Below are 13,331 nucleotides of genomic sequence, written 5' to 3' on the forward strand. Positions count from 1 at the left end.
AACCAGAAAAACACCAGTTTGCAACCAAAAAACCACCACATTCCATATGAGAGAAGGGATAAAAAAACACCAGAAAAACACCAAAAAATCACCACATATTTTCCTGAAGGGAGATGCCACCAAAAAACAACCAAGAAACCACCAGAAAACCACCACATGTGACGAAAAAATATGGAATGAGGAAAAGGTGAAGACCCAGAAACACCCGCAGGACAGAACTGTGAACGGTGATCTTGAAAACGGTTGTGTGGATGTATTTTGGGACGGTCTGGCCGTTTCGGTTTTTCTCAGATGGGAGATGTTTGAGAGAGTGGTATAGGTGCTTTTGATATTTCAGATCTGGCACAGCAGCATGTGCCGCAGAATGGTTCTCCCAAAGAGGAACAGTGACATGTGCTCATTGGTAATCCCCCCATTTTTAGTGGGGCATTGAATGAGAATTCAGGCAGCTGTTTTTAGTTTCTGGGCGGGGGTTAGCCCGCTGTTCCCCATGTTGGGTCTGTCATGGTTATATGTCCAGAGCCATTGTGTTGCGACCTCCTGCACGTCCTGAATGCTTTCAAACAAATACTGCTCCAGCCATTCCTGCCGGACAGTTCTGTTGTAGCGTTCAATATAGGCGTTCTGCTGCGGATTACCCGGTTGCGTATAGATCAGGGTAATCCCCTGTTTTTCGGCCCATGAAACCAACGTATGACTGACATATTCAGGGCCATTATCCATTCGGATGGCTTCTGGCCTGCCACGCCACTCCATAACCTGTTCCAGACAGCGGACAACCCGACAGGCTGGCAGGGAAAAATCAACCTCGATCGCCAGTCCTTCACGATTGAAGTCATCCAGAATGTTCAGGAGCCGAAAAGCACGTCCATCCATCAGCCTGTCCGCCATAAAATCCATGGACCAGACCCTGTTGGGAAGGGCCGGAACCGACAGCTTTTCAGGCTTTTCGCGAACCAGACGCCTGCGGGGTTTAATCCGCAGGTTGAACTCCAGTTCCCGATAGATCCGATAAACCCGCTTATGATTCCAGAGCTGTCCCTGCACAGTGCGCAGATACAGGAAACACAGACCAAATCCCCATCTCCTGTGAGCCTGGGTCAGTCCCACCAGAAGAGCGGCAATCCTGTCGTTCTCCGCTGCCAGTCGCGGACGATAGCGAAAGCAGGTCTCGGATATCCCAAAAATCCGACAGGCCAGCGCAATGCTGACCCCATGATGCGCCACAGCTTGTGCGGCCAGTTCCCGGCGCTGGGCTGGCCGCTTCATTTTTTTCCAAGGGCTTCCTTCAGGATATCCGTCTGCATGCTCAAATCCGCATACATGCGCTTCAGCCGACGGTTCTCCTCTTCCAAAGCCTTCATCTGACTGATCATCGAAGCATCCATGCCGCCATATTTCGCGCGCCACCGGTAAAACGTGGCGTTGCTAATCCCATGCTCCCGGCACAGGTCAGGAACCGGGACACCGCCCTCAGCCTGGCGGATCACACCCATGATCTGGGCGTCAGTAAAGCGATCACTCTCCATCAGAATCTCCTCAATTCTTACGCTGAGAAAATTCTCATTCAAAAGTCACTCTTTTTATGGGGGGATTACCCGGCTTCTGTTGTTTCCAGCCTGTCCTTCATGGCAAGCCGCCAGGGTTCGGTTATCCGGCGTGGCTCCGTGTTTTCAGGAGGTGGCCGGAAATCATATGGCCTGCGGGCACAGGGACGTCCGATGGCGACCAGCGGATCAATGCCTTTTTTCCGCAGGTCCCGGACCGCCTGCCCGCTGGCGTAACCGGTGTCGGCGAGCACTGTCTTTGGGAGACCGATCGTGTGTTCCATCGACAGCACGGTGCTGGCAAAGGACGGCGCATCCGCTGACGTGGCGACAACGTCGGTTGTCACGATCAACTGACTGCCTTCGGCGCAGACCACGGCCTGGGCATTGTAAGCCTGCCGGAATTCATGGGCGTCCGAGCGCCGCATGAGGCGGCTGTCGGGATCGGTCAGACTGATCTGCCGGTCGGGTGGTGGTTCATCATCGGGCGGTTTGGGCGCCCGGCCGCGACGCCCTGTTTTTGCGTCATACACCGCCTTCTTTTTCTCGTATGCCGATCGCGCCGCTCTGCTTCCAGCCGGGCGCAGGCTTCGTCCAGCTTCGCTTTCAGTGTTTCCCGTCGGGCAAGCGCTTCCGGCAATGCCTGCGGATCGCTGTCTGTGGCATCTGCGTGCTCCGCCTGGTCCATCAGTTTCGCGATATCCACCGCCAGCTGTTCGCGCAGCGCCCTGATCCGGTCGTAGCGCAGGGAACGGTATTTCGAAGCGTCGGCATCAATTTTCGTGCCGTCGATCGATACTACACCCAGACGCAGCAGACCCGTCTCGCGCGCCAGAAGCAGGACCTGCGCAAATGCAGCTTCAATGGCTGTCCGGTTCGTCCGGCGGAAGGTCGCAATCGTATCATGATCCGGATGCAGGTTCGCCGCCACGAAGCGTACCCCGATGTCGCGATATGTCGCCCGCTCGATCCGGCGTGAGGAAAACAACCCGTTCGCATAGCTGAAGATCAGAAGGGCCAACATCAGACGCGGATGGTACTGTGCCTTGCCACCCGTGCGCACTGGCACGCAGAACGCACTCATCGGAACCCGCTCAACGGCTGCGACAATGAAATGCGCCATATCGTCAGCAGGAAGCCACGACTTCAGATCAGGAGGCAGAAGATACGGCTGAGACCGGTCAAACGGGATGAAGCTGCTCATCTCACCACCTTACAACCTCACCCCTTCACAGGGTACCCCAACCCGACAGGCTGCTAGTGTCCTGATTCTGAAGTTTCGCTGATTTTGGTAGTACGGAGGCAGAATCGCTTGACGGCCTGCAGGATGTCGTCGGCGGATCTGGTCCATTTGAAGGGCTTGGGCTGTTCGTTATGGACGGCGATGAAAGCCCTGATGTCGGCCTCCAGGGCTTCGGTCGAACGGTGAATGCCGCGCCTGATCTGCTTTTCAGTGACGAGAGCGAAAAACCGCTCCACCTGATTGATCCATGAGGCCCCGGTCGGCGTAAAATGAACGTGCCAGCGCGGGCGCCTGGCCAACCAGTCACGGATCAGCTTCGTCTTGTGGGTGGCATAGTTATCCATCACCAGATGGATATCGAGGTCAGTCGGCACATTGGTTTCGATCTGGTCAAGGAATTTGCGGAATTCCGTGGATCGGTGCTTCGGATAACACTTTCCAATGATGGTGCCGGTGGCAATGTCGAGAGCTGCGAACAGTGAGGTCGTACCGTGGCGGGTATAGTCATGTGTCCGCCGCTCGACCTGGCCGGGCCGCATCGGGAGCATGGGCTGGCTGCGATCCAGCGCCTGGATCTGGCTCTTCTCATCCACGCACAGTACCAGCGCACGCTCCGGCGGTGCCATATACAGACCAACGATGTCGCGGACCTTCTCCACGAAGAGGGGGTCGTTCGACAGTTTGAAGGTCTCTGTTCGATGCGGCTGTAACCCGAACGCTTTCCAGATGCGATGGATCGTTGACGGTGCATATCCCACGGCCTGTGCCATCGAGCGCAGCGACCAATGCGTAGCACCGCGCGGGGTTTCTTCCAGTGTCCGGCGGATCGTCTCCGCGATTTCCCCGTCGCCGATCGAGCGTGGTGTCCCCGGCCGGGGTTCATCGTAAAGCCCGTCCAGACGGTCCGTTGCAAAACGCCGGCGCCACTTGCCAACCGTGTTGATGTCCGCGCCCGTCAGGTCACGGATCGCCTTGTTCTCATGCCCATCGGCTGCGGCAAGGACAATACGGGCTCGCCGCGCAAGCGCCTGGCCCGTCTTGCGCGCCCTTGCCAGAGATTCCAGTTCCTGACGCTCCAATGCCGTCAGTTCAATCGCAACCGCTACACGTCCCATTCGATTACTCCTGCCATCAGGATAATCATATAAACTTCTCGATCAGGACACTAGAGCTTTTTAAGAGCAGATTTGTTTTTCTGGTTTGCCGCAGAGATGATGTTCAGAGCGTGTTCTATGCCCGCGGCATTTCCATCTTCTTTCGCCATTTCCAAAAGCACGCTTTGCATATCTGGTTCACGAGCGGCTTCGACAGAATCGAATTCGATCAGGCGGTGTTTGTTCATCCGATCATCCCTTTTTCGGAAGGGCGCACTTACACAAACTTTCGTTTGCCGTGCGCCGGTTTGGTGCCAAATCCAGAAGGGCGCACTTATACAAACTTTTGGTTTGTCGTGCGGAGCGCGGAAATCTCACGAATTTCCAGCGGCCAAGGCTGAGCCTTAGCGATCCCCGAATGAAGGTTCGGCAAGGTTGCTTTTTTTCGGGAAAGGGCGAAAGGTAGGCCCCAGAAACGGCGAAAGGCCGGAGCGCGAACTCCGACCTTTCAGCTTGACCCGCCAGTACAAGTGGACGGGCCAGCTTTCCGAGAGAACGATAGCCCAAACTGGGTGGTTCCCTCAAGAGAAAATGGTCAGTCCGAGTGAGGATAGACAATGACCATCGCTTCCAAGACTTCCCGCCCCCTGACAAAATGGCAGATCATTCGTCGGTTTCAGGCCGTGCTTCGGCGTTTCCGTTCGGAAGGTAAGCTAACGCTTGGCGAGGCTCATGCGCTGGCTGTTTTGCCAGAATTCATGGGCGACGATGGGGCCATGTTTCCCAGCCATGAGGCGATGGCCGAGAAGTCTGGGGCCTGTCGTCGAACCGTTATCAATGCCCTGAACCGAGCGTATGCCCTGGGCATTGTGAAGCACACGCCGCGCTACGTGTATGACCAGGCCCTGGGAAAGCGCGTCAGGACATCAAACGCCTACGAGATCGTCCTTTCTGCGCTTCATCAGGTGGCACAGGCCGCGCGTTTCCTCATGCGGAGCGTCAGGAACCACCTAAGTGCAAGACCTGCACACGAACGTCCCTTGTCTTCTCATCAACCTCGAGACATGAAAACCGGGAACTCTTCATTTTGGGTGGATACAAAATGGGGAGCACGTCAACCCGCGACCATTCGGGTCGAAGGGATATGCCTTCTGCCGTGCTGACACAGGAAATGGCGGTATCGTTCAGCACGCGTGGTCCAGCAGGCGATGAAGGTAGGCGGCCAGTACAACCGCCTCGTTATGCTGCGTGTCACGCGCGCCATACAGCAGGGTGATGGGACCGGCGCGCGCCATGTCCAGCAACTGCTGCACCGGATTGGGATTGGCCTGCAGTTCCGCGCTGTAGCGTTCCTGAAACCCGTCCCACCGGGCCGGGTCATGCCCGAACCATTGCCGCAGTCCGGTGCTGGGCGCGATATCTTTCAGCCACAGCGTCAGGTCAGCGCGCTGTTTGCTGACCCCACGGGGCCACAGCCGGTCCACCAGCACGCGGCTGCCATCATCGGGTGCGGGCGGGTCATAAACCCGCCTGACATGGATGGGGTGCGCCATGCCTATCCGACCAGGGCCGCATCCGCCGCGGAACCGAAGAATTCGAAACGGATCTGGCTTTCGGGCACGCCACCCGCCTTCAGCGTGGCGATGGCATCACGCATGAAGCTGTCGGGACCGCAGATATAATAGCTCGCGGACCGGTCGATTTCGTGCGTAAGCCATGCTGGTGTCATGCGGCCTGCGTGAGTGGTGACGCCTGTGGCGTCCTGTGCTGCCTGCGGTGTAGCGCGGCTGTAGAACAGATCGGCGCGCAGCATGCCCTTTGCGGCAAGGTCGCGGATATAGGGGCCAAAGGCTTCCGTTGCGGGCGTACGGGTGGTGTGGATGTAACGCACGCCCGTGGCCGCAGCCGCATCCAGCGCGCCCAGCATGGAAATGAATGGCGTCAGGCCAGAACCCGCGCTGAGGAATACGATGGGTGCGGGGGCCGGGTTGCCCAGCGTGAAATCACCCGCCGGAGCGGAAACCTGCAGCACCGTGCCCTCTTGCACGCTGTCATGCAGCCAGTCGGATACCACGCCATTGTCGATGCGACGGACGCTGATGCGGTAGGACTGTGAACCGGGTGCGGAAGAAATGCTGTAATTCCGCCGTTCCGAGCCATATCCCGGCACGTCGAGGCGGAAGCTGAGATACTGCCCCGGCACATGGCGCATGACGGGCTTGCCATCGACGGGCGCCAGTTCGAAGGAGGTAACGGTCTCACTTTCCACCGTGCGGCGGCTGACACGGAAGGGACGCCAGCCAACCCAGCCACCGGGGGCCGCGGCATGGGCCACGTAAATCTGTTCTTCCCGCCCGATCAGGATTTCAGCCAGGAACCAGTAGGCCTTGCCCCACGCATCCATGATATCGGGGGTTGCCGCATCCCCCAGAACATGGGCGATGGCGCCCAGCAGGGCATCGGCAACATAAGGATAGTGCTCGGGCAGGATGTTCAGCCCGACATGCTTTTCCGCAATGCGTTCGACCGCACCGGCCATGGCACCAAGGTTGTCGATATTGCGGGCATAGGCCAGCACTGCAAGCGCCAGTGCCTTTGGCTGTTCCCCGTCCTTCTGGTGCGAAATGTTGAACAGATCGCGAATATCTGGATTGGCCAGCAGGCGGCGATACATTTCCGTCGTTATCGCCAGACCATGTGCTTCCAGCGCGGGCACGCAGGCCTTGATGATGCTGCGGGTCTTGTCATCCAGAGGTGACGCCATTTTTTCCGATCTTTCTTAAAGATATATATTTAGGAATATCTTTCTGGATGTCTTTAAAGATGTCAATATTTTATACCTTTATGGCCACGCATACCTTTTATGCATGGGTCGTTTTGTTGGGTGGTCCGAAAACATCTGCATAATCTCGTACGCGGTGCTCCAGTGCCCAGCGTATCGGGAACATGCTCCATCCGTTTCCCACTCAGCGGCATGAAGCCTGCTTACAGGTTGATGGCCTGATGCCGTCCGCATAATCCTTGCAGCAGGGTGATTTCAAATGACCGGCCAGCCAGTGGGCACAAGCGGGAGTATTCGTGGACCGCGACGGTGTGCAGGAACGGATCTTGGGACGTAAATCCAAGCCAGCGGAAGTGCATGGCGTTCTTGGTTTCGGGGATCGGTCCAACCATGCGCCCATATGTTGCCTTGCTTGAAGGTGGCGGCGGCATGGGTGTCCGATCGGCCACTTACGCGGTGGCGAAGCGCTCCCGGAATGCACGCTCCAACGACCGGGCGATTGTGCCAGTGGTATCTACGCAAAAACCGTCTCGCCGGTCATTGCGATCCCCTGCCACGATCTTTTATGCAATGTCTCGAAATTGCGCGGTTTGGCAGGTATCTTTTCTGGGACGACGGCTTTGGCTCATATGATTCTGCCATGACAACACGAGAAAAATGTTTTGACATCGCATTGTTCCGCGTGCAATTAAATACCAGACAGGTTTCCTGAAAGACGCGTTCATCAATGGCGGTGAACGACGTGGAAATGGCACAAACAATCACGACGACACCCGGACGGCCAACGATGGTCTCCGTGCCTGAATAAAGGCGTCTCCGTCACACCTGATGGATGGGGACTGGATGCGATGACGTGGACACAGGATTCCTCAAAGCCGGAAACCCGCGTACCCTTCTTGCGGCGTTCCTGTATTTCGATGTCTCGTTCATGGTGTGGGTCCTGCTTGGCCCGCTGGGCATTTCGATTGCTCACGACCTGCATCTGAATGCCGGTCAGAAGGGCCTGCTGGTCGCGACCCCGGTTCTGGCAGGTGCGCTTTTGCGTGTACTCGCCGGCGCGCTGGTCGATCATTTCGGGCCGCGACGGGTCGCGATTGGCGCCCAGATTCTTGTCATCGCCGGGCTGTTCCTGACATGGCTGATCGCGCCACACAGCTATGGCGCACTGTTCGGGGTTGCACTTGTGCTGGGCGTCGCCGGGGCGTCGTTCGCGATTGCGCTGCCGCTGGCCTCCGCATGGTATCCGCCACAATATCAGGGCACGGCGCTGGGAATTGCCGGGGCCGGCAATTCCGGCACGGCGCTTGCCTCGCTGTTTGCACCTGGCCTGGCCGTGCTTTATGGCTGGGTCAATGTGCTGGGGCTGGCAACGCTGCCACTGACCGCCGTGCTGGTCGCCTTTATATTTCTGGCCAGTGAACCGCCGCAGCGTCGCTCCAGTGGCGGTCTGCTGACGTGGCTGCCCGTCCTGCGCAGCGGCGACTGCTGGCTGCTGATGTTCTTTTATGGCGTGACATTCGGCGGTTTTGTGGGGCTTGCCTCGTTCCTGACCATCTATTTCAACGACCAGTACGGCCTGCCGCCTGCCATTGCCGGAAGCTGTACGGCGCTGGTCGTGTTTGTCGGGTCCTTCGTGCGTCCTCTGGGGGGCGCCATGGCCGACCGGATCGGCGGCGAACGCGCCCTGAGCATCCTGTTCGCGCTTGCTGTCGCCATCTTTGCCGTGATCGGGTTCGGCCTGCCCACGATCTGGCTGGCCTTCCCGGCTTTTTTCCTGGGCATGCTCGTGCTGGGTCTGGGCAATGGCGCGGTCTTCCAGCTTGTGCCCACACGTTTCCCCAGCCGCGTCGGTATCCTGACCGGGCTGGTGGGCATGAGCGGCGGGGTTGGCGGGTTCTATCTGGCGTCATCACTCGGAGCCGCGCGACAGGCTACGGGGTCCTACGGTCCCGGCTTCCTGGGCTTTGCCTCGGTTACGCTGGTGGCGTTTGCCTGTGTTGGCGTGTGCCGTCGCCGCTGGGCGGCTGAACGGCCCCGGATGTCGGCTGAAGCCGATGCGACCGCCTCTTCATAATATCAGATCAGGAACGTATCCCGTGACCTGTATTTCCGACGCGCTCCGGCCCGCTTCGCTTACGGTCGGCTTCACCACCGTTCTTGCCAGCCTGTGTACCGGCCATGCGGCCCTTGCCGACACGGCACCCGCCGCGGGTGTCACGGCAACCGGTATCCGCCCGACCTCGTCCCGTCCACCTGAGAAGGCGGCCATCCACCACGTGACACTGCCACACAGCCCCGACTGGGGGGCATTCAATGCCGGAAAAGGGGCCGCGGCCGGTTTCGGGACCGTTGGTGGTTTCGGACAGGCGCGCTGGGCCGAGGACTGGAGCGACATTGTCAATACGCCACCTGAACAGCGCCGGAACGACTGGTTCAACCGCCTGAAATATATTCCCCTGACGGACAAGGGCGATATCTGGCTGTCCATTAGTGGGGAGGAACGGCTACGCTACGCCTTTGAAAACCAGCCGCAGATGGGAACCGCGGGCAAGACCAACGCCAGCCGCGTACTACTGCGCAGCCAGTATGGTGCCGACCTGCACCTGGGTGAACATGTCCGCGCCTATGCCGAGTTCCTGTGGGGCGACGCCGGGGGATCGAATTATTATGGCTACCAGACCGGGGTGCAGCGCGAACGGCTGGATCTCCAGCAGGGCATTCTGGAGGTAAAAGGCAGGATGCTGGGCGCACGGATGGGCGTGATCGGCGGTCGCCAGATCTTTCTCGATGCCCCTGTCACCATGCAGTCCGCACGCGACCTGACCAACGCACAGCAGTCATGGGATGGATTCCGTGGCTATGCGGTGTGGAAATCCTTCCGGCTGGACCTGTTTGACTTCATGCAGACCAACAAGCTGCCGCGCAATGTCTTTGCCGACGGCACGAACTACAACGCCCGGATGTATGGGATCTATACGTCCACGGCACTGCCGAAGTTTTCGGTCATGGGACAGAAAAGCCAGGTTTTTGCTGATGTGTTCTTCATTGGCTACCTGTTCAACGGTGCATCGGCGGCGCTGGCCACCACAACGGGCACGCAGGCCGGATCGACCCGCCGCGACAATATCGGTGCACGCATGTGGGGGAATGTCGGCCCCTTCGATATCAGCCTGACGGGCGTGTTCCAGGGCGGCGAATTCCGTCCCGCCAGCGGGGGCGCAACACGCGCAGTGCGCGCCTATGCCGTTAACGGGACATTGGGATGGACGGCAAAAAGCCTGAAGGCAAAACCGTCCATCGCATTGCAGGGCGACCTGTTTTCAGGCGGGTCCTACCATAGTCAGGATGGCGCGGTCGGCACATTTGCTACGCCCTATTTCCCGCTGCCGTATTATAATGACGTGACACTGGCCCTGACATCGCAGAACCTCGTCGGCATCGGGCCGGTCATTACGGCAGCGCCACTGGCGAACCTGCGTCTCAAGCTGCATGTTCCCGTTTTCTGGCGCGAAAGCACGCAGGATGCAGTGTATGGCACCGGCAAGATCTATAGCTGGCGCAACGGGCTTTTGGGCGGGTTCATTGGCACCACGCCCCAGACACAGCTTGCGTGGAATTTCGCGCCCCACTGGACATGGACGCACGATATCGCAGGCTTCGTCGCATCGCAGGGGATGCACCGTGCGGGGGCGAAGGACGGGGCATTCTACATGCAGACCATGGAATTCAAATTCTGACAGCCGATTGTACGATAGGGGAAACGAACATGACCGGAACGCGAAACATCGTCATCATCGGCAACGGTATGGTTGGCCATTACTGTGCCGAACAACTTGTGGCGCATGGTCTGCATGAGGACTGCGCGATTCACATTTTTGGTGACGAACTTCACGATGCCTATGACCGTGTGCACCTGACCGAATATATGAGCGGACGCGACGCGCTGGCGCTGCGCCTGCATGTGGATGATTTCCATACCCACCACGGCCTGACCCTGCACCGTGGCGTCAGGGTGACCCGCATCGACCGCGCGGCCCGGATGGTGGAAAGCGCCGAAGGCCCGCTACCTTACGACACGTTGATCCTTGCCACTGGTTCCACGCCGTTCGTGCCGCCGGTTCCGGGCAATACAGGCACAGCGGGGCTGGTCTATCGCACGCTGGATGACCTTGACATGATCCGGGCTGCAGCAGAGGGCGCATCGCACGGCGTGGTCATTGGCGGCGGCCTGCTGGGGCTGGAGGCAGCCAATGCGCTGTCGGGGCTGGGCCTGTCCACGGCCGTTGTGGAATTCGCGCCGCGCCTCATGCCCGTGCAGCTTGATGATGATGGTGGTCAGGCCCTGAAGCAGCGGATCGAGGCACTGGGGATCGAAGTGCTTACATCCCATGCCACGCAGCAGATCACCGCGGGCGAGACACATCGTCACCGCCTTGTCTTTGCCGATGGTACATTCCTTGAAACCGATCTGGTGGTCTTTTCCGCAGGCATCCGCGCGCAGGATAAGCTGGCACGTGACTGCGGGCTTGCCATCGGTCCGCGCGGCGGTGTTGTGATCGACGGGCAATGCCGTACGTCCGACCCGGCAATCTACGCAATCGGGGAATGCGCGTGCTGGAACGGGCAGGTTTTTGGCCTGGTGGCACCGGGCTACACCATGGCGCGCACGCTCGCATCCACCCTGGCGGGAGAAGAAGCTGCCTTTACCGGTGCGGACATGTCCACCAAGCTCAAGCTGCTGGGTGTGGATGTCGGCTCGATTGGCGATGCGCATGGCGCGACACCGGGTAGTCGGAGCTACCGTTTCATCGGGGAAGTGGACGGATCCTACCGCCGCCTTGTGCTCTCGGATGATGGCAGTCGTGTGATCGGGGCCGTGCTGGTGGGGATAACGCCTATTACGACACGATCGTGCAATATGTACAGAACGCCATCAAACCCCCGGCGGACCCCGCGGCCCTGATCCTGCCGCGTGGGGAGGGAGCGGACCTGCTGGGCGCTGACGCGCTGCCCGATACGGCCATGATCTGTTCGTGCCACAACGTGACGAAAGGGGCGATCTGCACCGCCATTGAAGGCGGCTGTACGGATATTGCCGCCCTGAAGCAGTACACAAAGGCCAGTACCGGCTGCGGCGGGTGTTCGGGCCTGCTCAAGAACGTGTTCGAGACCGAACTCGAAGCGCGCGGCATTGCGGTGGACCACAGCCTGTGCGAACATTTCTCCTACACGCGGCAGGAACTGTACTCGCTTGTCCGTGTGCATGGAATCCAGACTTTTGAAGACCTGATGACGCAATACGGCAATGGTGGCCTGGGCTGCGATATCTGCAAGCCCGCTGTCGGTTCCATCCTGGCATCGGCGTGGAACAAGCCGATTACGGACCCGCTCTATATTCCGCTGCAGGACACGAACGACACGTTCATGGCCAACATGCAGAAAAACGGCACCTATTCGGTCGTACCCCGCATTGCGGGCGGTGAGATCACACCGGACAAGCTGATTGTCCTGGGCCAGGTAGCAAAGAAATACGGTCTCTATACCAAGATCACTGGCGGCCAGCGTATCGATCTGTTCGGTGCGCAACTGGACCAGTTGCCCGATATCTGGGCTGAACTGCTGGAAGCAGGCTTCGAGACCGGGCAGGCCTATGGCAAGTCCACCCGGACCGTAAAGTCCTGTGTTGGCAGCACATGGTGCCGCTATGGCGTGCAGGACAGTGTGGGCAAGGCGCTGGATCTGGAAAACCGTTACAAGGGCCTGCGTTCGCCGCACAAGCTCAAATTCGCCGTGTCCGGCTGCACCCGCGAATGTGCCGAGGCACAGAGCAAGGATGTGGGGGTGATCGCAACCGAGAATGGGTGGAATCTTTACGTTTGCGGCAATGGCGGCATGCGCCCGCGCCATGCGGAACTGTTCGCGACTGATCTCGATGCACAGACGCTGGTGAAATACATCGACCGTTTCCTGATGTTCTATATCCGGACAGCGGACAAGCTGCAGCGTACCTCGGTCTGGCGTGAAAATCTTGAAGGCGGGCTGGATTACCTCAAGGATGTCATCATCAACGACAGCCTTGGCATCTGCGCGGAACTGGAACGGCAGATGCAGATGGTGGTGGACCACTATCACTGCGAGTGGCGCGACGCGCTGACGGACCGTGAAAAACTCAAGCGGTTCCGCACCTTCGTCAATGACAGCCGCCCCGACCCGAACATCCGCACCATTCCCGAGCGCGATCAGGTCCGTCCGGCCGAAAACCTGCCCGAAACCGTAGCATCAGCCGGCCCGCATGACTGGACCGAACTGTGCGGACTTGATGACCTGGTGGCAAAATCAGGTGTCGTAGCCTGGCATGACGGAAGCCAGATTGCCCTGTTCTACCTACCTGCAACGCAGGGCGTGCCCGCCCGGGTCTATGCGATCGACAACCATGATCCGTTTTCAAACGCCAATGTAATCGGGCGCGGCATCATGGGCGACCTGAAGGGACAGGTGGTGGTGGCCTCCCCGCTCTACAAACAGCATTTCCGTCTGGAAGATGGACAGTGCCTGGAGGATCCCGCCGTCCGGCTGCGGACATGGGACGCCCGCGTGGAAAACGGGAAAGTGGCGATCCGGGCCCGGACGGCTACAGCCACGCCGGAACCCATTCCGGCCTGATC

General features: G+C 59.1%; 9 protein-coding genes and 2 pseudogenes. 4 read left to right on the top strand and 7 right to left on the bottom strand.

What is annotated here, in order from left to right:
- Nucleotides 1–441: 441 nt before the first annotated feature.
- The 4 genes and pseudogenes from FMA36_RS18485 to FMA36_RS19265 form a co-directional block, all read right to left on the bottom strand.
- A protein-coding gene (locus FMA36_RS18485; protein WP_159264404.1) for an IS3 family transposase occupies nucleotides 442–1,529 on the bottom strand; the annotation gives its coding sequence in 2 pieces (ribosomal slippage) (nucleotides 442–1,268 and nucleotides 1,268–1,529; 1,089 coding nt in all).
- A gap of 71 nt (nucleotides 1,530–1,600) precedes the next feature.
- Nucleotides 1,601–2,751 (bottom strand): annotated as a pseudogene (locus FMA36_RS18490) (IS1182 family transposase); the annotation flags it as partial.
- Nucleotides 2,752–2,804: 53 nt separating this feature from the next.
- The gene (locus FMA36_RS18495; protein WP_019092710.1) at nucleotides 2,805–3,905 is read right to left on the bottom strand and encodes an IS630 family transposase; all 1,101 of its coding nucleotides are present in this window, start codon (nucleotides 3,903–3,905) and stop codon (nucleotides 2,805–2,807) included.
- Between the two features lie 50 nt (nucleotides 3,906–3,955).
- Complete coding sequence (locus FMA36_RS19265) at nucleotides 3,956–4,132, bottom strand: hypothetical protein (protein WP_019092498.1); 177 nt, start codon at nucleotides 4,130–4,132, stop codon at nucleotides 3,956–3,958.
- Between the two features lie 369 nt (nucleotides 4,133–4,501).
- Between FMA36_RS19265 and FMA36_RS18500 the strand changes: the two genes are divergently transcribed.
- The gene (locus tag FMA36_RS18500; protein ID WP_019092497.1) at nucleotides 4,502–5,047 is read left to right on the top strand and encodes a helix-turn-helix domain-containing protein; all 546 of its coding nucleotides are present in this window, start codon (nucleotides 4,502–4,504) and stop codon (nucleotides 5,045–5,047) included.
- A 21-nt stretch (nucleotides 5,048–5,068) separates the two neighbouring features.
- On the opposite strand, the gene FMA36_RS18505 is transcribed toward FMA36_RS18500, so the two are convergent.
- From FMA36_RS18505 to FMA36_RS18515, 3 genes are all read right to left on the bottom strand, one after another.
- Complete coding sequence (locus FMA36_RS18505) at nucleotides 5,069–5,437, bottom strand: DUF488 domain-containing protein (protein WP_019092496.1); 369 nt, start codon at nucleotides 5,435–5,437, stop codon at nucleotides 5,069–5,071.
- Nucleotides 5,438–5,439: 2 nt separating this feature from the next.
- On the bottom strand, nucleotides 5,440–6,648 hold the full coding sequence (gene hmpA, locus FMA36_RS18510) for an NO-inducible flavohemoprotein (RefSeq protein WP_130732827.1): 1,209 nt from the start codon (nucleotides 6,646–6,648) through the stop codon (nucleotides 5,440–5,442).
- 221 nt (nucleotides 6,649–6,869) lie between these two features.
- Entirely contained in the window at nucleotides 6,870–7,058 is a 189-nt protein-coding gene (locus tag FMA36_RS18515) for a hypothetical protein (RefSeq protein ID WP_019092494.1), read from the bottom strand.
- A gap of 461 nt (nucleotides 7,059–7,519) precedes the next feature.
- On the opposite strand from FMA36_RS18515, the gene FMA36_RS18520 reads away from it, so the two are divergent.
- The 3 genes and pseudogenes from FMA36_RS18520 to nirB all read left to right on the top strand — a co-directional run bounded on the left by FMA36_RS18520 (nucleotide 7,520) and on the right by nirB (nucleotide 13,329).
- On the top strand, nucleotides 7,520–8,740 hold the full coding sequence (locus FMA36_RS18520) for a nitrate/nitrite transporter (RefSeq protein WP_053323963.1): 1,221 nt from the start codon (nucleotides 7,520–7,522) through the stop codon (nucleotides 8,738–8,740).
- Nucleotides 8,741–8,762: 22 nt separating this feature from the next.
- A complete protein-coding gene (locus FMA36_RS18525; protein ID WP_159264406.1) occupies nucleotides 8,763–10,403 on the top strand; it encodes an alginate export family protein in 1,641 nt (546 codons plus the stop codon).
- Between the two features lie 29 nt (nucleotides 10,404–10,432).
- Nucleotides 10,433–13,329, top strand: a pseudogene (gene nirB / locus FMA36_RS18530) (nitrite reductase large subunit NirB).
- The last annotated feature ends 2 nt before the right edge of the window (nucleotides 13,330–13,331 follow it).

The organism is Komagataeibacter xylinus (assembly GCF_009834365.1).
Taxonomy (GTDB): Bacteria; Pseudomonadota; Alphaproteobacteria; order Acetobacterales; family Acetobacteraceae; genus Komagataeibacter; species Komagataeibacter xylinus_D.